The organism is Moraxella nasovis, from assembly GCF_022701215.1.
Taxonomy (GTDB): Bacteria; Pseudomonadota; Gammaproteobacteria; order Pseudomonadales; family Moraxellaceae; genus Moraxella; species Moraxella nasovis.
Genome location: NZ_CP089976.1, coordinates 838,802 through 861,457, shown reverse-complemented (window position 1 = coordinate 861,457; position 22,656 = coordinate 838,802). Strand labels below are relative to the sequence as shown.

At 41.8% G+C, this 22,656-nt stretch carries 31 protein-coding genes; 24 read left to right on the top strand and 7 right to left on the bottom strand.

The annotated features are described in order from the left end of the window. Nucleotide 1 precedes the first annotated feature (1 nt). From LU293_RS04250 to LU293_RS04180, 15 genes are all read left to right on the top strand, one after another. On the top strand, nt 2–1,018 hold the full coding sequence (locus LU293_RS04250) for a hypothetical protein (RefSeq protein ID WP_242749197.1): 1,017 nt from the start codon (nt 2–4) through the stop codon (nt 1,016–1,018). 10 nt (nt 1,019–1,028) lie between these two features. Then, a complete protein-coding gene (locus LU293_RS04245) occupies nt 1,029–1,235 on the top strand; it encodes a hypothetical protein (RefSeq protein ID WP_242749195.1) in 207 nt (68 codons plus the stop codon). 121 nt (nt 1,236–1,356) lie between these two features. Then, entirely contained in the window at nt 1,357–1,713 is a 357-nt protein-coding gene (locus tag LU293_RS04240; protein WP_242749193.1) for a hypothetical protein, read from the top strand. A 1-nt stretch (nt 1,714) separates the two neighbouring features. Further along, the gene (locus LU293_RS04235) at nt 1,715–2,089 is read left to right on the top strand and encodes a glutamate 5-kinase (protein ID WP_242749191.1); all 375 of its coding nucleotides are present in this window, start codon (nt 1,715–1,717) and stop codon (nt 2,087–2,089) included. After that, the gene (locus LU293_RS04230; protein WP_242749189.1) at nt 2,086–2,445 is read left to right on the top strand and encodes an HK97 gp10 family phage protein; all 360 of its coding nucleotides are present in this window, start codon (nt 2,086–2,088) and stop codon (nt 2,443–2,445) included. Before LU293_RS04235 ends, LU293_RS04230 begins: the two co-directional genes overlap by 4 nt. After that, nucleotides 2,435–3,385 carry a structural protein gene (locus LU293_RS04225; RefSeq protein WP_242749187.1) on the top strand — a complete coding sequence of 317 codons (951 nt, stop codon included), beginning with the start codon at nt 2,435–2,437 and terminating at the stop codon, nt 3,383–3,385. The genes LU293_RS04230 and LU293_RS04225 overlap by 11 nt, the downstream gene beginning before the upstream one ends. Then, nucleotides 3,382–3,765 carry a phage tail terminator-like protein gene (locus LU293_RS04220; protein ID WP_242749185.1) on the top strand — a complete coding sequence of 128 codons (384 nt, stop codon included), beginning with the start codon at nt 3,382–3,384 and terminating at the stop codon, nt 3,763–3,765. Before LU293_RS04225 ends, LU293_RS04220 begins: the two co-directional genes overlap by 4 nt. A gap of 200 nt (nt 3,766–3,965) precedes the next feature. Beyond that, nucleotides 3,966–4,886, top strand: coding sequence for a phage tail tube protein (locus LU293_RS04215; RefSeq protein ID WP_242749183.1), 921 nt, complete (start codon nt 3,966–3,968; stop codon nt 4,884–4,886). An 11-nt stretch (nt 4,887–4,897) separates the two neighbouring features. Then, nucleotides 4,898–5,365: a hypothetical protein gene (locus LU293_RS04210; RefSeq protein WP_242749181.1), complete on the top strand. Its 468-nt coding sequence runs from the start codon at nt 4,898–4,900 to the stop codon at nt 5,363–5,365. Between the two features lie 41 nt (nt 5,366–5,406). Continuing rightward, nucleotides 5,407–5,616, top strand: a complete 210-nt coding sequence (locus tag LU293_RS04205) for a hypothetical protein (RefSeq protein ID WP_242747610.1) — start codon at nt 5,407–5,409, stop codon at nt 5,614–5,616. 1 nt (nt 5,617) lies between these two features. Beyond that, a complete protein-coding gene (locus LU293_RS04200; RefSeq protein WP_242749173.1) occupies nt 5,618–9,304 on the top strand; it encodes a tape measure protein in 3,687 nt (1,228 codons plus the stop codon). Further along, on the top strand, nt 9,291–9,623 hold the full coding sequence (locus tag LU293_RS04195) for a phage tail protein (RefSeq protein ID WP_242749171.1): 333 nt from the start codon (nt 9,291–9,293) through the stop codon (nt 9,621–9,623). The genes LU293_RS04200 and LU293_RS04195 overlap by 14 nt, the downstream gene beginning before the upstream one ends. Nucleotides 9,624–9,707: 84 nt before the next feature. After that, on the top strand, nt 9,708–10,109 hold the full coding sequence (locus LU293_RS04190; protein WP_242749169.1) for a hypothetical protein: 402 nt from the start codon (nt 9,708–9,710) through the stop codon (nt 10,107–10,109). 5 nt (nt 10,110–10,114) lie between these two features. Then, nucleotides 10,115–10,774, top strand: coding sequence for a phage minor tail protein L (locus LU293_RS04185; RefSeq protein WP_242749167.1), 660 nt, complete (start codon nt 10,115–10,117; stop codon nt 10,772–10,774). Further along, on the top strand, nt 10,771–11,538 hold the full coding sequence (locus LU293_RS04180) for a C40 family peptidase (protein WP_242749165.1): 768 nt from the start codon (nt 10,771–10,773) through the stop codon (nt 11,536–11,538). Before LU293_RS04185 ends, LU293_RS04180 begins: the two co-directional genes overlap by 4 nt. Here LU293_RS04180 and LU293_RS04175 read toward each other — a convergent pair. Together LU293_RS04175 and LU293_RS04170 are read right to left on the bottom strand one after the other, a co-directional pair. After that, on the bottom strand, nt 11,513–11,812 hold the full coding sequence (locus LU293_RS04175) for a HigA family addiction module antitoxin (protein WP_242749163.1): 300 nt from the start codon (nt 11,810–11,812) through the stop codon (nt 11,513–11,515). The genes LU293_RS04180 and LU293_RS04175 overlap by 26 nt on opposite strands. Nucleotides 11,813–11,822: 10 nt before the next feature. Continuing rightward, nucleotides 11,823–12,104 carry a type II toxin-antitoxin system RelE/ParE family toxin gene (locus LU293_RS04170; protein WP_242749161.1) on the bottom strand — a complete coding sequence of 94 codons (282 nt, stop codon included), beginning with the start codon at nt 12,102–12,104 and terminating at the stop codon, nt 11,823–11,825. 56 nt (nt 12,105–12,160) lie between these two features. Here LU293_RS04170 and LU293_RS04165 point away from each other — a divergent pair, with 56 nt between their 5' ends. Both LU293_RS04165 and LU293_RS04160 read left to right on the top strand, forming a co-directional pair. After that, complete coding sequence (locus LU293_RS04165; RefSeq protein WP_242749159.1) at nt 12,161–12,817, top strand: tail assembly protein; 657 nt, start codon at nt 12,161–12,163, stop codon at nt 12,815–12,817. 4 nt (nt 12,818–12,821) lie between these two features. After that, nucleotides 12,822–17,735: a TipJ family phage tail tip protein gene (locus LU293_RS04160; protein ID WP_242749157.1), complete on the top strand. Its 4,914-nt coding sequence runs from the start codon at nt 12,822–12,824 to the stop codon at nt 17,733–17,735. On the opposite strand, the gene LU293_RS04155 is transcribed toward LU293_RS04160, so the two are convergent. Further along, nucleotides 17,732–17,932, bottom strand: a complete 201-nt coding sequence (locus tag LU293_RS04155) for a hypothetical protein (protein WP_242749155.1) — start codon at nt 17,930–17,932, stop codon at nt 17,732–17,734. The two genes, LU293_RS04160 and LU293_RS04155, sit on opposite strands and share 4 nt — an antisense overlap. Nucleotides 17,933–18,247: 315 nt before the next feature. Here LU293_RS04155 and LU293_RS04150 point away from each other — a divergent pair, with 315 nt between their 5' ends. The 7 genes from LU293_RS04150 to LU293_RS04125 are packed head-to-tail and all read left to right on the top strand — an operon-like array spanning nt 18,248 to nt 21,269. Beyond that, entirely contained in the window at nt 18,248–18,424 is a 177-nt protein-coding gene (locus tag LU293_RS04150; protein ID WP_242749153.1) for a hypothetical protein, read from the top strand. Between the two features lie 25 nt (nt 18,425–18,449). Next, complete coding sequence (locus LU293_RS04145; protein WP_242749151.1) at nt 18,450–18,770, top strand: phage holin family protein; 321 nt, start codon at nt 18,450–18,452, stop codon at nt 18,768–18,770. Further along, entirely contained in the window at nt 18,770–19,120 is a 351-nt protein-coding gene (locus LU293_RS04140; RefSeq protein WP_242749149.1) for a hypothetical protein, read from the top strand. The genes LU293_RS04145 and LU293_RS04140 overlap by 1 nt, the downstream gene beginning before the upstream one ends. A 3-nt stretch (nt 19,121–19,123) precedes the next feature. Beyond that, nucleotides 19,124–19,252: a hypothetical protein gene (locus tag LU293_RS09805; RefSeq protein ID WP_256462122.1), complete on the top strand. Its 129-nt coding sequence runs from the start codon at nt 19,124–19,126 to the stop codon at nt 19,250–19,252. Nucleotide 19,253: 1 nt separating this feature from the next. Next, on the top strand, nt 19,254–19,586 hold the full coding sequence (locus tag LU293_RS04135) for a hypothetical protein (protein ID WP_242749147.1): 333 nt from the start codon (nt 19,254–19,256) through the stop codon (nt 19,584–19,586). A 1-nt stretch (nt 19,587) separates the two neighbouring features. Next, on the top strand, nt 19,588–20,703 hold the full coding sequence (locus tag LU293_RS04130) for a GA-like domain-containing protein (RefSeq protein WP_242749146.1): 1,116 nt from the start codon (nt 19,588–19,590) through the stop codon (nt 20,701–20,703). Beyond that, the gene (locus LU293_RS04125) at nt 20,700–21,269 is read left to right on the top strand and encodes a D-Ala-D-Ala carboxypeptidase family metallohydrolase (protein WP_242749144.1); all 570 of its coding nucleotides are present in this window, start codon (nt 20,700–20,702) and stop codon (nt 21,267–21,269) included. The genes LU293_RS04130 and LU293_RS04125 overlap by 4 nt, the downstream gene beginning before the upstream one ends. Nucleotides 21,270–21,307: 38 nt before the next feature. Here the strand turns inward: LU293_RS04125 and LU293_RS04120 are convergent, their stop codons facing one another. From LU293_RS04120 to LU293_RS04105, 4 genes are all read right to left on the bottom strand, one after another. Beyond that, nucleotides 21,308–21,547, bottom strand: a complete 240-nt coding sequence (locus LU293_RS04120; RefSeq protein ID WP_242749142.1) for a hypothetical protein — start codon at nt 21,545–21,547, stop codon at nt 21,308–21,310. A gap of 156 nt (nt 21,548–21,703) precedes the next feature. Beyond that, nucleotides 21,704–22,072 (bottom strand): DEAD/DEAH box helicase family protein, encoded by a 369-nt coding sequence (locus LU293_RS04115; protein ID WP_242749140.1) that lies wholly within the window; start codon nt 22,070–22,072, stop codon nt 21,704–21,706. 82 nt (nt 22,073–22,154) lie between these two features. Beyond that, a complete protein-coding gene (locus tag LU293_RS04110) occupies nt 22,155–22,346 on the bottom strand; it encodes a hypothetical protein (RefSeq protein WP_242749138.1) in 192 nt (63 codons plus the stop codon). A 5-nt stretch (nt 22,347–22,351) separates the two neighbouring features. Further along, nucleotides 22,352–22,624, bottom strand: a complete 273-nt coding sequence (locus LU293_RS04105) for a DUF1456 family protein (protein WP_242749136.1) — start codon at nt 22,622–22,624, stop codon at nt 22,352–22,354. Nucleotides 22,625–22,656 lie beyond the last annotated feature (32 nt).

The following is a 22,656-nucleotide window of genomic DNA, read 5'->3' as shown; positions in this document are numbered from 1 at the left end:
CATGGCAAATTTACGAGAACTTTTTAATAAAAACGTAACCTTGTCTTATCAAGTCAAAGACAATTTAGAGCGTTCAAAATTTTATCAATCAGGGGCGTTTGTCTCTGACTCACGCCTGCGCCCACTTTTAACAAGTGGCTCAAAAACCTTTGAAGTGCCTTTTATCCACCCAATTGACGGCAACCTTGAGGCAAACTACGGCAATACGATTATGACTGATATTGCCATGCCACGCACCATTGAAGGGTCTAAATCAAAAGGGCGTGTGGCGTTCTTAAACGAAGGCTTTATTGAAAGCCGATTAGAAAGCTATCTAACAGGTCAATCACCGCTACAAATGATTGCCCAAATGATTGATAACTTTTGGCGAACGCAAGCGGAAAACCGTGCGATTGCTACCTTGTTTGGTCTGTTAAATTATGACCAAGCCAACGGTAAAAAACTATCTTTTGATATTTCAAAAGCAACCGCTGATGAGACAAGCGGTTTTGATGTGAACGCCTTTATTGACGCAGACGGCTCGCTTGATGAGGCGTATCAAGGACAAGGCGTGATGGTAGTACACCCACTTATTGCCACCAAAATGCGTAAGCAAAAGTTAGTTGAACGTGTAACGACATCAGACAATCTAACGCCTGTGGAAACTTACAACGGTCGTACTATCGTGCAAAGCACCAAAGGCACAGTACTAGGCACAGGCAAAAATGCTAAATATGTCTCTTACTTGCTAGGTCGTGGGGCGTTTGCCGCTGACATGGTAACAGGGCTTGATGATTTAGAGCTTGAACGTACAGCCAACACAGGTAACGGTGCAGGTCATACCACGCTATGGACACGTCGCAATATGCTTATACACCCACAAGGGTTTAGCTTTATCGCCGAAGACAACCAATTAACGGGCGGTACGAAAAACGAAGCTTTATCAGCAAGTTGGACGGATTTGACCGCAGCGGCTAACTGGCGATTAGATGCAAGCGTAGAACAAACGCCTATCCGCTTTTTAATCACCAACCTTTAAGGAGTAACATATGGGATTGCCAAAAGATAAAGTAAAACCTGCCTATAACTTTACTTACCCATCAGAAAAAGATTATTTTGATGACAGTAAAGCAAGTATTACTAATGCCACCGTTACCGACACTACCAAAAGCGGTGTAGATTACGGCATAAAAGACCCGCAGGTTACCGAAGAAGTAACAGGCGGTAAGTCTGAAACAGGCAAGGTAGGAGCTTAAAGCAAAAACCCCAAAGACGGCAATCTTTGGGGTTTTTTAATACAAGATATTTGTACAATGCTTAACAATAAGGATTTTAACAAAATCTATGATGAATATCAAATAAATGGTGGTAAAAAAAATGCTAACTGATTTACCGATTGAACATGATGACAAACCACGCATTTTATTGATTATAAATGCCTATTTAAAAAATAAGGGTGTGCGATTTACAGGCGATGAAGTGCCAGAGCCTATCAAACAAGCAGGCGTGGAATTAGCACAAGCCTTTATCAAAGGTGAGCTATTAGCTGGGCGTGATGAAGGCGTCGTCGTATCTAAATCATCAAAGGCAGGCGAGGTATCTGTCTCAAAAAGCTATGCTGGTGGGGCAGACGGTCAGGCGATGGGGCAACATGAGATGATAGCCCTTGCTTTAATTGAGCCGTATATCGTTAAAAATGCAGGGTTTTTAAGTTTGCCAGTAACAAGGGGCTAATATGGGGCTAAATAGTGAAATTAGTGCTGATATTGCCAATGCTTTTGATACGGATTTAAATGACGCTGTAAAGTATTTTGATGGCGAACATAAAGATGGGCGTATTGATGGCTTAGGCGATTGGTTAGGCGATGATGATAAAACAAGAACAAGCTATTATGATGGACGTGGCGTGTTCGGTGGCTTTAACGCCCATGAAGTTGATGGCAATAGCATTTTGGCAACAGATACAAGGCTAATTTGCCTACAAACAGAAGTGTCTGACACGCCTGCTGTTGATGATGTGATAATAAACGATGATAACAAGTATCGCATTATTGCCATCAATAAAGACCCTGCTGATGTCAGCTATACAATACAATTAAGGGCGATATGAGTATTACATGGACAGTCCCACTTGATGAGATGTTTACCGAGAGCAAAAAACAAGTGCTAAGTGATTATGAAAACTTAGCATTAGAGCTTTATAACGCCATTATCGCCAATTCCCCTGTGGATAGCGGTCGTTATCGTGCTAATCATATTATGACCGTAAACAGTCAAGATTTTAGTGTAAACAATAGCAATACAGTAAGGCTTTATGCCAAAGGATTTTATAACAGTAAAAAGTTTTTACCGATTATTATTCAAAATAATTTGCCCTATGCTTACCGCCTAGAACACGGCTGGTCAAAGCAAGCCCCAAAGGGCATATACGCCTTATCAATGCAACAGGTGTCAAATGGACTATAACAGTTTTATCAACCGAATGCAGATTTATTTAGAAAGCCTAAAAGCCCATGAAGTCAAAGAATTCATCAAGGCATTAAGCCTAATTGATAAAGCAGTACAAAAAACATTAGCAACTGATGAATTAACAGACATTAGTCCAAGAAAATTTGCCCTTATTTTAAATGATTTGGAAGATGAGCTAAAAGATGAGATGGTATTGCTAACAAAAGCCTTTTATGAGTCAAGCCAAGCCATTGCAGATTATGCCTACACCGCAGAAAGTAAATATTTAGGGGTAAGCATAGGCACACTTGCCCTAAAAGATACACCCATGGCAAGCTTTGGGGGTGCTTTGGTAACAGAAGTATTAAAAAGCTTTGAGACAAACGAAAGTCAAAGAATAATAAACGCCATACGGCTTGCCCGTCATCAAGGTAAAACCAACAGCCAAATACGCCAAATCATATTAGGTACAAAAGCAAGGCGGTATCAAGATGGTATTACCAACGTAACCAAACGCCATGCCAATGCCATTGTAAGAACTGTTGTACAGCATGAAGCGTCACAAGCTAGGGGAGAGCTTGCCAAAGAGCTGGGTATTGATGAGATTAAAGTAGTAGCAACCTTAGACGGTCGCACAAGTAGCATTTGCCGTAGTCTTGATGGGCAAATCTTACCTTTATCACAAAAACCGCCTTATCATGTTAATTGCCGTACAAGCTACATTTTATGGAATGGCAAAGATGTAAAAACTCGTGCAAGTATGCACGGAGTAGTTCAAAACCAAACCTATTATGAATGGCTTGCCACGCAAGATGATAAGTTTCAAGATTTTGTGCTAGGTAAAGAACGTGCTAAGTTATTTCGTGATGGCGGTTTATCACCCAAACAGTTTAGCGATTTACAGCTAGATAAAAACTTTAAGCCTAGAACACTTGATGAGATTAGGGCAATGATATGAACATCACAACCATACAAAAACTAATCGCCAAACGTATCGCTACTATGCCAAATTACAATCCTAAGGCATGGGTTACAGGCAATCATAACTATGTGCCTACCGATATATGGCATAGATTAAGCCTACAAAGTGCAGGGGCTATCATGAGCGGTATGGCAGATAAGCCTATGAGCCGTGAGATAGGGGCGGTGGTGGTGCAAGTATTTACAAGGCAAAATATTGGCGAAAAAAGAGCAGTAGAACAAGCAGACACCATCGCTAATCATTTGGCGTATTATACTGATGAAAACTTAGAATTATTAACGCCATCGGTGGTTATAGTCGGTAGTGATAACGACTGGTGGCAAGTTAATGTGAGAGTGCCTTATCGGTATAAGTAAGCAAATTTTTGATTAAAATTCTAGGGTTTAGTATGCAATCTATCAATTTAAAGCCTGACAATTTTATTAAATTCTTTTGGCACATTGTGCTAATGATAGCGTTTTTAAAAGTAGTATGGGTAATTACCAACATTGCATTAGTGCATTTTGGTTAAGCCCTTAGCAATCGCCCATTAGGGCTTTTTTTTTGGAGTAAATTTATGTCAAGCGGTGCAAAAGTAGTAACAGCGTATGCCAAGCAGACCACAAAAACCGTGCCAACTACAGGCTGGAAAATCTTGCCAAATATCAAAAACGGCTTATCGGTTAATAACACACTAACTGATAGCGAAATGTTATCAGGTTCACGGATTAAATCGGCAGGCATGGTAACAGGCGGTGAAGTAGCAGGCGAGATAGAAACCGAATTACAATATGGCGTCTATGATGAGCTATTAGAAGCGGCATTTTTTAATGAATGGCAAGCAGACGCAAGAAATACTAAGTTAAAAAAGCTTAGCATTGGTGATACTAAAAAGATGTTTGCCATATCAAAAGACTTTAGCGATATTAACGTAAACCACGTCTTTACAGGCTGTGTTATCAATAGCCTAAAAATTGACATTACGACTGATAATCTTATCAAAGCTAATTTTGGGGTGATGGGGCAAGGCTATCAGCATAGCAAAGAGACATCATTTGCCAAAAGCCCTGCTACTGCTACTGTAGGCAAACCTGCAAGCGGTTTATCCATCGGTACAATCAAAAAAGATGGTGCTGATATTGGTATTTGTGTTGAAAGCTTTAGTTTTGAGATTGACAATGGGGCAGAAGTACAAAAGTGCTTAGGCGATAACATTTATGGCGGTAATATCGTCGCTATGCTTGCTAATATTTCAGGCAGTTTAACGCTTGCCTATGGCGTAAAATCGCATGATTTAATCGTCAATCAATTAACAGGGGCAACCGTATCGCTAGAAATCCCCATTTCATTTAATGAAACAGATAAATACATCATCAAAATCCCAAAAATGCAAGTATCAGGGGAAATTCCAAGCCCATCAGGGTCTGACCTTGTTACTGTTGATGTTAGCTATACCGTCGTTGAAGAAAGCCCAATTATTGAAAAACACCAAGCATAAGGAGAACACACATGGCATTTAGTTTAAAAGACTTAAAAAAACCAAATCAAGTTGTTGGCGAAGTTGTACGCACGATTAAGCACAAAAGCGGTTTACAGCTTGAGCTTGTTGTCAAACAAGACACCGCCTTTGAAAGGGCTTTATCTAAGGTACAAACCTTATTGAATGACACCAAGATTAAAAAAGATGATTTAAAGCGTGCTAACCAAACCGATATTACAACTAATGAAGCTTTACTAATGGTTATCGGTGAATACAACATTAAATCATGGAATGTAGATGTAAACGGTGAGCCTTTAGAGCCTAGCGGTGATAACCTGCTTATTGTCTTAGCAAATATCAGTGATGGCTTGCCTGAATTGTTAGACACGCTATTTGACACCTTTACCGAGATGGGGCATGAATATAGTGAGCAGGTGCAAAGCATGAAAAAAAAGCCATCGAGTACTACAACTGGCAAAAAACAAAGTCAGAATTAAGCCCAAAGCGGATTGAGATTTATCAAAGGTTAAACCTACCCTTGCCTAATGAGGTTTTGGGTAGTGCTTTACTTGATGATATTATCCATGTATTTGTGATGGCTTGCCGTGAAAGACGTTATGCAGAAGGTACGCCCTTACCGCTATCGGTTAGCGATGTTAGCCATGTACTCGCGGTGTATCATGTGAACATGGCAAGATGGCTGATTGATGATATTGTTTTTGCATTAGATGAGATTGTAAGGGGATAAAATGTCAGATACACGCATGAGCATCACCATTGATGTGAAAAATGCAGACCAATTAACAAAACTGCAACAAGCATTAAAAGACGTTGATAAAACGACGCATCAAGCAGGCAAAGGCATTGATGACGTTGCCAAACACTCAAAAGAAGCAAGTAAGCAAGCAGGTGGCTTATCAAAAGCCTATGGATTGTTAAAAACAGCGGTGGTTGGCTATTTATCAATCGGTGTGGCAAGTAACATTACAAATACAGCTGACGCGATGACTACATTAACCAGTCAAATCCGTATTGCCACAAATAGCACAGATGAATATAACAAAGCATTTCAATCGGTGCGTGAAATTGCTAACGCTAACGGCACATCAATGCAAGCGGTGGGTGAGCTATACACAGCAAACACTAGGGCGTTAAGCCAGCTTGGTAAAAGCCAAGATGAAGTAATCCATTTTACCAAAAACTTAACGCTTGCTATGAGAGTAGGTGGCGGTTCGGCAGAAGGTCAAGCAGCAGCAATACGCCAGCTAGGGCAAGCCTTAGCAAGTGGGACATTGCGTGGTGATGAATTTAACTCGGTGGCTGAACAAGCACCTGAGATTATGAACATTTTAGCCAAGCATTTAAAAGTTACCACAGGCGAGCTAAATGATTTGGCAAAAAAAGGTAAAATTACCGCTGATGTGCTTTATAACGCTATGGCAGGGGCAACAGACAACCTAAGCGAAAAGGCAGCTAAAATGCCTATGACCATTGCCCAAGCACGGCAAGTGGTTGAAAATGAATGGGGGGTGATGGTTGAAACTTTTGTCAATCAAACAGGCATTACAGATACTTTAGCTAAAATCGTTATATCAATTGCACAATTAATCCCTAAAATTACTGAAACAGTCAAAGAGTTTTTGGCTATGCCATCGGTGCTAACAGTCGTGCAAACAGGTACACAGCTACTTAGCGACGCATGGGATTTATTAAAGCAAGCTTTTGATGTCATCATGCCTATCGTCGGTGATGTCGTAGCTAAAATCATTGAATTAGAGCCGTATTTAACGCCCATTGCAGCAGGGGTGGCAAGTGCAGCAGCTGCTTTTAAAGCGTGGAATTTCGCACTTGGTATTTATAACGGTATCGTGGCTTTATCAGCGTCTGTTACCACCGCCTTTGCAGGGGCATTAGCATTTATCACAAGCCCCATTGGGATAGCGGTGCTTGCTATCGGTGCATTGGTGGCAGCAGGTGTGGCACTGTATAAAAATTGGGACACCGTCAAGGCAAAGGCGGTGGAGCTATGGAATGCCCTACCACAGATGGCGTCTAACGCTTGGCATGGTATTCAGTCGGCTTTCGCCGATGTGGGTGCTGTCATTGGTGGTGTGTGGGACACGATTAAAAAGGCAATCACCACCAAAATCGATGAGATTAAGCAGGTATTTTTTGCTTGGCTGTCTGGTATGCCAGCCCCTGTACAGGAGATGGTTACCAATGTCATTAGTATATTTAGCGGTATTGCAACGCTTGCAAGTGCCATTTGGTCAGGCATCACTACTGTAGCTCAGGCGGTATTTGTGGCAGTGGTCGGCATCTGGCAAGGGCTAAAATCAGCGGTGGCAGGTGCATGGCAAAGCATTGTGTCCATTGCAGCTGATGTGTGGCATAATGTCAAATTGGCGGTGGCAAGCACAATCAATGCAATTAAGCCTGTCATAACAAGCATTGCCAGCTTTTTTTCAAGTGCGTGGAATGTCTTGGTAGCTATCACACAAAGCATTTGGAATGGTATTAAAGCGGTGGTATCGGCGGCGATGAATGGCATAAAAGCCGTATTCACCGCAGGACTTACCGTCTTTGCCAGTATTTTTAACGCAGGATTTAACAGCATTAAAAACGCCTTTACCACCGCCTTTAACGTCATCAAGGCGTTGGTGCAAGGTGATATGGACGGCGTAAAAAAAGCAATCTTTGATGGCTTAAAAAACGCCTATGCCATCATCCAAACCATGCTAGGTAACATTGCAACAGCGTTTTTGGGGCTGGGTAGTAAGCTACTACAAGCTGGACGTGACGCTATCCAAGGCTTTATTAACGGCATAAAAGAAAAGTTTAATACAGCAATAAGCACGGCTAAAAACTTAGCAGATTCTGTCGTTACAAGCGTAAAATCTACACTTATTATTCGTTCACCGTCTCGTGTGATGAAAGCACTAGGCAAGCATACCGCTGATGGTTTTGCCTTAGGCATTCGTAATAATGCGAGTAAAGCTGCTAAAGCTGCCCAAAAAATGGCAGAAGACGCCAAAAAAGCGGTGGCTGACGCGGTGGATAGCATACAGCGTGAGATAGCCCTATTTGGCAATGATAGCCGTGTTGACGCCTTACAATACGACATCAAAGCAGGTAAATACGGCAATGCTGATACAACTAAGCTTAGTAAACTTACTCAAGAATACGAGCAGATACAAAAAAATGCCAAAGCTGATGAAAGACGCCAAAACGCCTTAAATCGTGTTATTGAGCTTGAAAATGCCATCAAAAAAGTTGGCATGGACAAATGGCAACTGTTGCAATTTGAATTAGATACCCTAGAAGAATACAAAGACGTATCAGATGAGATTAAGCAAAACATCATCAACACATCAAAAGCACTAGATGAGCATAAGCTTAATGATACGGTTAGCCAAGAAGTTGCCAAAATCAATAGCGAGCTTAGCAAAAACCAATATATCTTAGCGAATATCACAGATAAGTATGCAAGCTTAAAATGGGATAGTAAGCTTAAAGGCTATACTGATGCACAAGTAGATAGCATTGTTATGGCAACTAAGCAAGCGGACGCCTTTGCTGATTTTGTACAATCACAACAAGCCATTCAAGATGCATTAGCTAATAACACCAACGTTTATCAAGGTACGATTGATAAGCTTAAAGGGGCGTTAGGTGCACCAAATAGCACAATAGGCGGTATTGCTAACATTGCTACAAGCGTCTTTGATAATTATAGCGTATCAAAACAGCTTGATGAAAAGCACCAAGCTGAGCTTGACAAAATCAAAGCACAAGAGGACGCTAAAACCATCACAGAATACGAAGCACAACAAGCACGCCTAGAACAAATGCAGCAATACGAAATGGCGCGACAACAAATCAAAGAACGTAGCGAACAATCACTATTAGGCACGATAACAGGTGCTGCTAAGGCGATGTTTGGCGAAGGGTCTCGTGCTTATAAAGCGTTATTTGCTTTTGAAAAAGCGATGGCGTTAAAGCGTATTTTGGTGGCAAACCAAACCACATTAGCACAAGCGTGGGCGTCTGCCCCATTTCCTGCTAACTTAGGGGCGGTCGCGGTAGCAGCGGCTAAAAGTGGAGCGTTGGTTGCGGCACTAAACGCCATATCAGCCCCAGTAGGGCAAGCCCATGACGGCATTATGTCTGTGCCGAAGTCTGGTACGTGGAATCTAGAAAAAGGCGAGCGAGTGCTACCTAAGCACACCGCTCAAAATTTGGATAGAACCTTAAATAATCTGCAAGGCGGTGGTACGGTGGTAAACGTCAATGTTACCGTAAACAGCGATGGCACATCAGATACAAAAACATCGCACGAGCTAGGCAAAGGCTTTGGCAATGCTATTAAGCTTGCCGTGCAAACTGAGCTACAAAAACAGCGTCGTCAAGGGGGATTATTACATGGAACACTTTGATTATCGGTTACTGATTGATAGCGTGCATACCACGACCCCAAAGGCAAGCGTCATTAAATTTGGTGATGGCTATGAACAAGTATTTAGCCAAGGCATTAACACCATTGATGAAAAATGGAGCTGTAAACTACAAGATACCAAAAGCCAAATAGACAACGCTTATGGCTTTTTGATACGCACAAAGGGCGTTCATGCTTTTACAATACAGCCTGTGCCTAGTGAGCCTGTCATCACGGTAAGGCTTGACGGTGAAATAAGCCGAAGCAATATCGGTGGTGATGTTTGGCAATTATCATTTAATATTAGGCGTGTTTTTTAGTAACACTTAACTTAAACTTAAGCCCATTGATAATCAATGGGTTTTATTTTTACCACCTTTTAAGGTGCTATTTAAGGAGCAACCATGAAACAAATTACCGCAGATGAGCTTAACGTCTTAACAGGCTTTGGCTACAAGATAGAAGACTTAACCAAAAATCACGGCATTAGTAAGGCAGCTATCAGCTATGATGCTACTACTGATGATTTTAGCGTCTCTACCGATAAAACAAGCAAAAAAGGTCGTGCGTCAAGAATTGATATTGAGCTAATTAAGTTTGCTGATAATCAGATTACCAGCTTTGGTTATTATGGTTTGATTGTAGATAAGCTTGCACTAGAATATAAAGACAATCAATATTTTATTGAGATGGTTACCAAAGAGCCACAAGCTGATGAGTTGGCAACTGATGAACAAGACGCACAGGAAACCGACGAGCAGACAACTGACGAGCAAGTAACTGACGCACAGGCAACTGATGAGTAAGCACAATGAGCTTTAACGATGACATAAAGAGCCGTGAAATTACAGGGCTAGTTACCTTGTATGAATTAGATGCCACGCCCCTAGGGGCTGGCATTTATCGCTTTCATGGGCATAGTGGCGTGATTAATTTTCTAGGGGAAGACTACCACCCCATTGCCATTCGTGCTGATGGGCTAGAAATGCGCGGCGATGGCACAGCAAGTATGCCAAAGCTTATAGTCGCTGATAACTTAGATGGCGTACAAGGGGCGATTAGTGCCTTATGTAGGGTGTATCATGATTTTGCAGGGGCAAGGCTTAGCGTCTATCACACCCTTTCCAAGTATCTTGATGACGCCCACAACTACAAAAAACAAATTTGGGAAATAGAACAAAAGACAAACGAAAACCCAACGCATGGCGTGGTTGAGTTTGAATTATCTAACCCGATTGACTTTGAAGGTCAAAAAATCCCTGTTAGAAATATCACAAACTATTGCCATTGGGAGATGTGCAACCGCTATCGGGGTGAAGAATGCGGTTACACAGGGGCATTGATGTTTGATAAACAAGGCAATCCTGTGGATAACTTAGAACAAGACAAATGTGGGGGCTTAATGAGCGATTGTAAACTTCGTGGCAATGAAGACAGCTTTGGCGGATTTGTGGCGGCAGGGTTAATATGAGAATCACCAAAAAACTAAAACTAGCCATTGAACACCACGCTAAGGCAGAGTACCCCAAAGAGTGCTGCGGTCTTGTGATAAACGGTGAGTATTACCCATGCGACAACGTGGCGGATAACCCTAATGACACCTTTATCATTAGCCCAAAAGACTTTATCAAGTATTCAAGCTTGGGCGAGATACAAGCCATCGTCCACAGCCACCCTGATGGCGATGTACTGCCTAGCGAGCTTGACCGTGTGCAGATGGCAGTACATGACACCGACTGGCTAATTTGTGCGATTAGTTCTGATAATCAGTTTTATATCAAAAGCCATAAACCAAAAGCCTACACCGCCCCCTTATTAGGGCGTGAATATCACCACGGCGTGCAAGATTGTTATAGCCTTGTGCGTGATTATTATGAGCGTGAATTAGGCATAACGTTACCTGATTTTGACCGCACAGACGCATGGTGGGAAAATCAAGACCATAAACCGCTTTATCAAGATAACTTTAAAAAAGCAGGTTTTGTACAAATTGAGATAGACGAGCTACAAAAGCATGACGTGATACTTTGCTATGTCGGACGTACGCACCACATTAACCACGCTTTAATCTATCTTGATGATGGCAAGCTTACGAGCGAAAAAACACCGCCTACGCCCATGACAGGCTTAGTGCTACATCACCCCTACGGCACGCTGTCGGTGCGTGAGCTGTATGGCGAGACATGGCGTAAGCGGACGGCGTTGGTGGTTAGACATAAGCAATTTGCGGTCTAGTAATAGGCTTGATTGCTGAATAGTCAATGTTTGAGTTATGCTCGGCTTGCCATAGGTCGTATTTTTTTTGCATATCCAGCCAAAAGTTAGGATTTGTTCCTAGTAGATAATGCAACCGAACACTCATCTCAGCGGTGATGCTTTGTCTGCCATTTAAAATACGGCTAAGATTAGCACGAGTAATGCCTAGGCGTTCGGCAACTTCGGTTACGCTATGACCGTCTATATATTCACGCAAAACAAGCCCTGCGTGTGGGGGGTTGTGCATTCTCATAAAAGTCTCCTTAGTGATAGTCTTGGTAATCTACAATTTCGGCATTGCCATCGTCATTAAAGCGAAAAGTTAAACGCCAGTTGCCACTCACATTTATTGCCCAATACCCTGCCAAATTGCCTTTTAAAGGGTGCAAACGCCAATTTGCGGTATTCATATCAAGGGGGCTTTTGGCGGTATCTAGGGCGTTTAATTGTATGGCAAGTTTGTTTTTATGCTTAGCTTGAATGCCTTTGGTACTACCTGTGGTAAAAAAGTTTTCTAAGCCTTTGTGAGCAAACGACACAATCATAAACATTATCCATATAGCGTATAGATACATTATACAATAATTTTAGGTACTGTCAAATGAAAACCATCCACTTTTACGGCATTTTAGCTAAAAAATTCGGCACGCCCTTTGTGCTAGATGTTAAGACCGCTTTTGAGGCAACGCACGCCCTAGCGTGTCAAATACCTGCCTTTAAAGCATTTATGGCACAACGTGGCGTAAATTTAGCCGTATTTTTAGGCGATAAGGTATTAAAAAACAACATTGGTGAAACTCAAATCCATAACCAAACCGCCAAATCTGACATTCATATCGTGCCACAAATTGAAGGGGCTGGCGGTAAGGTTGGCGGTATTTTACAGACCGTGGCAGGGATTGCGATGATTGGTGTTGGCGTATTTTCCAGCACTATTACGGCAGGGGCGTCATCTGCCTTAATCGGTGTTGGTGCAGGGCTTTTGATGGGCGGTGTCTCAAGCCTACTTATGCCCACGCCAAAACATGAACCTGATGACCCTGACGGTAATAAAGCCAATAACGGCTTTGGGGCAGCGGTTACCACAGTAGCACAAGGCAATCCTGTACCCATCCTTTATGGCGAGCGTGAGATTGGTGGATTTGTAATATCTGCGTCTGTATATGCCCAAGATAAAATGATACAAGGGGTCGTTATGACAACGTTACACAATGCAGCTACTGACCTTATTAAAAAAGCATTTAAAGGTAAAGGGTAAAATCATGCAAATTCAAGGTGCTAAGAAAAAAAAAGACGCCAAGCCAAACATCGCCAAAGACACCGCCCAAAGCACAACCGTATTACAAGCGATGTATGGGCTATCAGAAGGTGAAGTGGCAGGGCTTGTTGATGGCGGTAAATCTATTAAATTAGATGGCACGCCTATCATCAATGACAATGGCGAGCCTAACTTTGATGGCGTGGAATGGTCGTATCGTGCTGGTACATTGGACCAAACACACATTGACGGCTTTAATGCGGTTGAAAACGAGATTGGCGTGGGCGTTGAGCTAAATAGTTCACGTCATTTTGTCAAAGAGATTACCAATACCCAGCTGTCTGCTGTGGTGGTTCGCATTGGCTTTAATGGCTTATACAAAACGCATGACAATGGCGATGTGGGGGCTTATCGCATTGATTATGCCATTGATTTACAAACTGATAACGGGGCGTATTTGACCGTATTAGATACCTTTATTGACGAAAAAGCGTCGCAAGGCTATCAAAAAAGCCATAGAATCAACCTGCCAAAAGCTAAAAACCATTGGACAATCCGAGTTCGTAGAAAAACGCCCAACCAAAACAGCGAGCTTATCGGCGATAAAATGCGCATTATCGCTTTGACCGAAGTTGTGGACGCAAAATTACGCTATCCTTGCACCGCCCTACTTGCCCTAAAATATGACGCAAATACCTTTGGTAATATTGCCAAATTATCGGTGCGTATGCGTGGCATGATTATCCAAGTACCTACCAATTATGACCCTGTAACACGCATTTATACAGGGCTTTGGGACGGCAGATTTAAGATGGCGTATTCTGATAACCCTGCATGGGTGCTATACGACATCTGCACGCATACACGATATGGGCTGGGCAATCGGCTAGATGGCAAAGTAGATAAATGGAGCTTGTACCAATTAGCCCAGTACTGCGATGAGCTGGTGGACGATGGGCGTGGCGGACGTGAACCACGTTTTCGTGTCAATGTGTATATTCAGCAAGCCCAAAATGCGTTTAGCGTTTTACAAAACCTATCATCTATCTTTCGTGCGATGAGCTTTTGGGACGGCGAAAAAATCGTCTTTGACGCTGACACGCCAAAAGAGCCGAGTTATCATTTTAATACGGCAAACGTGGTCAATGGCGAGTTTGTTTATACAGGCACACGAGCAAGAGACCGCCACACCATCGCCCAAATTGCTTATGATGACCCTGACAATGACTTTAAGACCGATTATGTTCACGTTAAAGATGAACAAGCGATAGCCAAATACGGCATACGTATCGTTAAGATTAACGCCTTTGGCTGTACCAGTCGCACCCAAGCCATCAGAGCAGGACGCTGGGCGTTATTATCCGAGCAGATGCAAACACAAACGGTAAGCTTTAGCGTAGGGCTTGACGGCTTTATCCCAAAAGTGGGCGATGTGATTAGTATTACCGATAACCGCCGCGCTGGTCTTAGTGGGCGGATTGTGGGGTCGGCTAATTTGGTTGAAAGCATGACCCCTACCACCACATCTAATCATCTGATTGTGGGCTTGGCATTAAAGCAAGCTTTTAATGATGGCGATAAAGTTACCATCAGCCTTAGTGCCACCGATGGTGAATATCTGATTTATAATTCAGAGTCAGCGGCGGCAAACGAGATTGGTCGCATAAACGTGGTAGATGGCACAGCTCGTGCTGTGATGACGTGGAACGTGGGGAAAAGTGGCAACAGTCATTTGTATATTTATCGCACAAGCACACGCCAAGAACGCACCATCAATCAAGTTACCCTAACCGCCACCAAGACACGCCATGTCGTACTAGACCGCACCCCCAAAGACCAAGATAGCATCATCGTAGGCGGTCGCACATTAAGCGTTGAAAGCATAAACGGCAATGAGCTACTGCTTAGCGATAAAGTGAATATTGGCGATGTGTGGAGCATGGGTGGGGCAGATAATTACCGCATTTTGCACATGACGCATAACGATGACCACACCTTTAGCATCACCGCGTTGCAGTATGAAATCGCTAAATTTAGCGTAGCAGAACACGGCTACACCATACCGCCTAAGCCTGTTAAAGTGCATGAGCAGGTACTTACCGCACCGTCATCTGTCAATATCAGCCAGTTTAACTACACGCACCAAGGCTTAAATCAAATCAAAATCACCATTGATTATTCACAAGTCTTAGCAGCAGATTACTATGTCGTAGAATACAATAAAGACGGCACAGGCTGGAAGCTATTAGGTGAAACGACCGCTACTAGTATTGATATTGATAACGCAGTAGCAGGTGAATATCTGGCACGAGTAAAAGCGGTGGACGGCTTTGGCAACAGCAGTCGCTATACGCTAAGCCATCAGACCACCATCACCGATAAAACCGCACCGCCTAAGCCATTATCAAGCTTTAGCGGTAAAGGCATATTATTTGGCATAGATTTATCATGGCAATATTCTGATGATACAGACATTGCCTTTGCCGAGATTGAGGTGAGTGATGATAAGCAAACAACTAGCATTCTTGGGCAATATGCCTATCCGACCAACACGGCTAATATTACAGGCTTACAAGGCAATCTGACACGCCATTACCGTGCAAGGTCGGTGGATAAGCTGGGCAATGTGAGTACTTGGAGCGAGTGGCAAACGATTACCACGTCTGCTGATACCAGCCAGATTTTATCGCTATTATCTGATGACATCACAGGCGATATGCTAGATAATGCGTTGCGTGGTAAGATTAACACCGCCTATGATAAGAGCGGACAAAATGAGACGAATCTTGCGACAGAAATCCAAAACCGCACGGCAGCCATCAATCAAGAAATCCAAAACCGCACGCAAGCCATCAATGCCAAAACAGGCGAAGTGCGTGGGCTGTTAAACGGACTGCAAACAGGCTTAACCCAGCGTATTGATGATGTCAGCGACGCCAACCGCCAAACCTTATCAGAGCTAAATGGCTACAAGACGGCTAATGATAGGGCTGTAGCAGGGGTAGTACAGCAGGTAAACGCCATTAGTGATAACACACAGGCGGCATCATCACGGCTTGATGGCTTGCAATCACGCTTTGATGGGGTGCTTAATTCTAAAAACTTATTACAAAATACCACAAATAGTACAACGGACCAGTTTTTGGTGGCAAGTTATCCCATCGTAAAAAACATAGCTACAGGGCAAAAGGTGCTAGTTAGTATCACCACCGACCCCCAAAGTGAGCTACTTGTTTATAACTCAAGTGCAGCAGGGGCAAATAGCATTGGGCGTATCACAGCCAACGGCACACCCCAACAGCTGACGTGGAACGCTGGGATAAGCGGTAATAACGCACTGCATTTTTATCGCACCAATATCCGTGACACAAGCCGTATATCTGTATCAAATGCAAGCTTAAAGGTGATAGATGGGGCGATAGATGATGTGAGTGCTGACTTAACCGAGTTTAAGCAGACACAGACAACGGCTACACAAGCGTTAAGCGAAAAAACCGAGCGATTAAGGGCAGATTTGGGGAGTAAAGCTAGTGCCAGTGCCTTAAATAACTACTACACCAAAGCCCAAACCGATAACGTGGTCAGTGGGCAAGTTCGGCAGTTTAATTCAAGATTAAATGGCAAAGCAGACAGTTCAGTTGTCAGTAGCCTATCAAGCACCGTTAGCCAGCAGGGGCGTGATATTACAAGTCAAGGGCAACAGCTAACCCAGCTTAATCAAAACCTTGGCAATAAAGCGAATGCTAGTGCCTTAAACAGCTTGACAAGTACGGTTACACAGCAAGGCGGTACTATCCGAGCCACCAGCGAAAAGGTGCGACAGCTTGAAACGAACGTAAACGGCTATAGCACCAAAATCCGTAACGTAGAGCAGTCTATTGATGGCGTAAGTGCGATTAAAGCGGTTACGGTGGATAATAACGGTGTCATCAGTGGCTATGGGCTTATCAGCGAGCTTAAAAATGGGCGTGTTACTAGCCGATTTGGCATTAACGCTGACCAGTTTTATTTGGGCAATCCTAATGATGGTAAAAAGCCGTTTACGGTATTAACTCACCCACAGACGATAAATGGCATAACTGTACCTGCTGGTATGTATATGCAAGGCGATGTCATCATCAGCGGTGGTACAATTAACATTAATGATAAGTTTATCGTGGATGCACAAGGCAACCTGACTGCCAAAAGCGGTGTGTTTGGTGGTATTGTTAAGGCTGAACGCTTGCAAGGTAAAATTGGCATTAATCAGCTAGATGAAACCGTCTTATTTCCGCATTATAAGGTTTATTATGCCAATCGTGTTTTAACACAAGCTGATATTAACCAGCCTAATAAATTTGGTGCATTTGATGAACAAGCTAAAGCACAGCTGGCTGATAAAGAGCGACTGCTAAAAGAAAAAAATCAAACTCTTTTTTCACTTTTGGGCTGGGATTTTAACGTTGACAAAATTTTGTCCGAAAAATCGGAAAAAAACGATTTAATTATTAATCTTAGTCGTGAAATACGTGAGCTTGAAGAACAAATTAGGCAGTTTAAACAAGAATCATCTAAGTTTGCCAAAATCTTTGATTACGAGTATAGCCATGTATTGCCGTCTTTGGGCGGACTTCAGCACGTTACATCACAGCGTGATGGCTCTCAAACTCCTGCTACGATGTACGAGATGAAAGTAACTGTTGAAAGGGCAACACAAGTTAGCCAAAAGCTTGTTTATGCTGATGATACGTTATTTTGTTATGTTGATGAAACGTTGCAATTTCAGCATAGCGGTCGTGAACGAAAAATCGTTAATTTGCAACTGCCAGCTGGCGAACATACGATACGCCTTATCGTCAATAACTGGGGCGGTGAAAGCTCAATCACGCTTTTAGGTGATTTTATTGACCATCAAAACATTAAATTTAAGTACTTTTAATTGTCTAGATGGTCAAACGCTAACACCGCACGAACAATCAGCTCGTTTTGGGGAATACCTAAGCGTTTGGCGGTCTGTTCAATCATGGCGATGTCGTCTATGTGTAGCTTAAAGCCCTTGGTTTTCATGCCACGCTTGGCATCGCTGTCGTATTGGATTTGATTGCGTGATTTTGGATTTGTGGTGTATTTTGGCATTTGACTTTTTCCTGTGGTGTGTTATTATAAGATTTAAGGAGATGAGCTAGGGTTTCCCCTAACTCCACCTTAGGCTATGCCCTTAGGTGCTTGATGTTAGTAAGCTGGCAGGCTATATAACACCAAGATAATCACAATGACTACTCTCATTGGTTATCTCCTGTTGGTTGATATTCCCTTTTTGGGGCTTCCTTAGTCAAGTGTGCCACCACTTGCTAAGTTGGTGTTATTATAGATTAACCTATAATAAAAGTCAAGTAAATTATACGTTTTCGTGTAAGTTACTTGGCTTTTTTTTCGTTTTTAAGGAGTAACATGTTCATTCAAATTTATGTCTATGACAAGACAACAGGTCAATATCTTTATCAAGACGTGGGTAATCCAAATGGTGTCATACGTGATTTATCCGATGATAAAGATTTCACCCTAACCCCACCGCCTGATAACGTCAAGCCTTGGCGTTGGATAGACGATAAGTGGATTACCGCCTAATGGGCGGTTTTTTATTGGAGAAAATATGACAGAAAACCAGTGGCTTCAAGTCTTAGTCACCTTGCCTTATGTGCTTGTGTTATCGCTATTAGGTGGCTTGGCAAGCTTTATCATGCGACTTAATACTGCCACCGAACCTAAGCCATTAGGCAAGATATTTTTAAACTTATTTGGTGAACTGTTTTTAAGTGGCTTTGCAGGTCTTACAACCTTTTTACTGTGCCGTGAATGGGAATTATCCTTAAACATCACCGCTGTGGCTGTGGCAATCAGCGGACACTTGGGCGGTAATGCCATCAATCAGTTAACCAAAATCTATGACAACGTAATCAACAAGGGGAGCTAATGCCACCAAAAATCAAACTTAGCTTGTATCGTGGTGATGATATTGCCAAGCGATTTAGATTTACGCAAGGCGATGCACCATACGACACAAGCCAAATTGCAAGGCTTGATTTACAAGCATACACTGAAACTAAAACTAAGCGTACACAAGTGCTGTCATTGTCTAGCGATGACGGCATTTTTATTGTAGATACTGGCGTTATTATCGTGAACTTTTCGCACGACATGACAGATAACGCAACATGGTCAATGGCAAAATACGACTTACAAGCAACGATGAAAGATGGGCGTATTAAGACGCTTGTGCAGGGGGTGATAAGCCTTACCCATGACATGACAAAAAGGGGATGATATGTGCAAATAGAGCTACACGTTGAACAAGACATCGAAGTTCAAATCGACGATGTTACACCCATCAATTTGCCTGAACAAGAAGGCGAGTTGGTCCTATTAGTAGAACACTGGCTAACCTACGGAGAATGATATGAGCCAAACAACCCAAGCAATGAAAAAAGTCGCTATCGCTGTCTATAACGTCAAGCAGAAAATAGGCGATACCCAAAACCTTAGCACAAATGATAAGACGCTGGCAGGGGCAATTAACGAAGTTGCTACAAAAGTACACAACATCACAGATGGGGCAAGCAGTGCGTTTGACACATTAAAAGAAATTGAGGACGCACTACAAGGCAGCTCGGCAACAGCAGAAATGCTAAAGCAAATCGGTGACATTAAAAATCGCTTACAAGCCCTAGAAAGTCATATTGACAATGACATCTTACAAACCATTGAAACCGCACTAACTACAGGAGCATAACATGAAACCAACCATTTCTAGCGTATTACAGCTTATCACAACACACATCATAGAGATTAAAGAGCTTTTGACTAAGATTGATAATAAACTTAACAAGTTGCCAAGCAACACCGAAACAACAACAAGCACCGATAAAACGGTAGGCATTGATGACATTGAGAAAAAAATCGCTGAAATCAATGAAAAAATCGATGCAAATTATGGTGAGAATAAGGCACGCCTAGATGGGCTTGATAAATTAATGGCTCGTGCTTTAAGAACCGTTGCTTTAACCGAAAAACAAAGAGATGCAGATAATGACCGCATCACAGATTATGATGAATACGAAAAATACGGCACAAATCCTGATAACAAAGACACCGATAATGATGGGTATAGTGATTATTCAGAAGTGATGGAGCATTCAGACCATAAAGATGAGACAAGCACGCCCAGTTATCCAATAGCTGATGATTGGCATATCACTGCCAAAAAGCGTGATGATGGTATTCTGCAGTTTTATTTGCATCTTACGTATCAAGGAGAACCCGTTATAGCCCCTAAGGTAAACTTAAAAGATTTTATTGGTCGGGTAATTGCTATAAATGACCACAGCGACGTAACCATCAATTTTAATGAAGATACTGTCATTACACCTGATGGGGCGGTTCTTCTTAATCTTGACGATGCGTTTAGTAAGGGTTTACATGAATTTGTTTTTAAGTTTAAAGACAGAACTGGTAAACATGATATGCCAGCTGGTCTATTTAGTTCAAAATATTATACTGCAAAAGAAGACGCAAACGAAGTAAGGCTTGTCTTAGACAGCATTCCTGAGAGTACTGAAACTAGAGTGAAAGCCGCTGAACAAGCTTTGCAGATAGCATACAATAAGCGACAAGAGATTGACAAATATAAGATTATCAGTCAAAAAGACGTTGATGAGCTTATCGCCTTAAATGACAAGGTAACTCAAGCTAAACTGACGGCTGCTGCAGCGGTTAAAATCTTGCCAGAAGACATCACAACCATCACAAAAGGCATTACTAAAGCTATGCTTGAAAATCGCCTTAGTGTGATTAAACTCGTTGAAGTACCAGCAGTCACAGACGCCTTAGAAGTTGAGGGATTTGAGTGAACATCAAACACATTCAAGAACAAATAAACACGCCTGCTGACGGCGTGTGGGGGGTGCAGTCACAGCGTGCATTAAAGCACGCTTTAGCTGTAGGCAAGACGATTAAAATCACGCAAAACATCAGCTTAAACGAGCTATTACACAGCAATACCGCAAAAGCTCGTGGCATTGATAATATCCCTGATGCTGGGGTATTGCAAAACTTGATAGATAGTAGCGTAAATCTGTGGCAACCTGTCAGAGACCTGCTTGGAAAACCCATTCATATATCTAGCGGTTATCGTTCGCCCAATGTCAATCGTGCGGTGGGTGGGTCTAATACATCAGCACACACTTTTGGGCGAGCAATTGACTTTAAGTGTCCTGAATTTGGCACAACACGACAAATTGCTAACTTTTTAAAAGACAAGCTAAAAAAGTTTGACCAGCTTATTTTAGAATTCCCTGACGAAAATAGCACATGGATACATTTAGGCTACAAGTCAAATGCTGGTGACCAGCGAAGTCAGTTTCTAACAGCTGTTAAGCGTGGCGGTCGGACAACGTATCTAGTAGGGCTTAAGTAAAAATAAACCCCCAAAGTTTGGGGGTTTATTGGTAGTTATTACTGATTTACAATCATATAATTTTCTAAGCCACTTCTGCAGTGGTAAACCTTTTTTACAATCATATAACTTTCTAAGCCACCTAAGCGGTGGTAAACATATTTTAAAATTATACAATTTTCTAAGCCACCTAAGCGGTGGTGAACCCTTTTAACAATTGTAGAACTTTCTAAGCCACTTTTTTGCAGTGGCGTAATAACTACATGAACTATCTTATTAAAATAAATTTGATTTGTCAAGTTTAATTTCATCAAATACTTTTACTTTTAGTTCAAGATTTTATAGTTCATTGAGTGATATTCGTAATCTTGTTTTAGTCTTGAAAACCGCCAGCGTGGGCGGTTTTCTTTAAAAATCTAAGTCTTATGTGTATTTTATAATCTAGAAAATCAACACTAGATATACATACCGTTAACTGTAACTAAGTGAACATATCTTCCGTGTCCGCTATTTTCTAAGAATAAATACGCATCGTGTTCTTCATCAAATTCATAGATTGTCTTTGTAGACTTGTCATAGCGATAACGCTCTATTTTAAATTGCTTATTTGCTTGTGAAAGAATGTCAAACACTTCACTTGCTTTTTTATTTGTGATTTTCTTATCTGCATAATTTTTGATAGTTAAATCACAAACAGTATAAAAATCTAGCTTATCAACATCAATCCCCAAAATCGCGTTGATTGTTTGCATTTCATTGGGGTGTAGAAAGCCGATGATATTCTCACGACATTCTTTGATTGCTTTCATTTCAGATTTTTTCATTTGTAAGCTCCTGTAGCTTTGGGTTGATTGTCGAGCTTTTGCTCTGTATATGTGCTTATTATATCTAATTATAATTAGATAATCAAGCATTATTTTCATTTTTTTTAAAATATTCTTCTAAAAATTCAAAAAATATTTTTGACAAATTGCCCGTTGCTTTTGCTTGTTTAAGCATTTGCATCTTTTGTTCGTCTTTTGTGCGTACAGTCCAACTTTCGCTAGTCTGTTGATATTGCTTAACTGCTCTTGCTTGAGCTTTGGTAGTGTTTGCCATTTTTTTTACTCCTTTATTCTTATAACAATATCGCAATTAATATCTATCAACTCATCTTTGCTTGCTTGTTGTAAGCCGTCAAAAAACGATATTAGTGTCTTGTCTAGCATGGGGCGATACAGCCTGTTTTGTTCATCGCTGATACGCCATGACTTAACTAGCGACTTTGTTATTTCAGAGTGCGTGCCACCAAGCTTAAAAATTTTGGCGGTCATGTCGTGGTTACGGTGTAAATTGAGCGTTGTTAATAAACGATTGAATACATAGTTATTGTTCATACATGACCTAGAAAATTTTTTTTTTTTGGGTT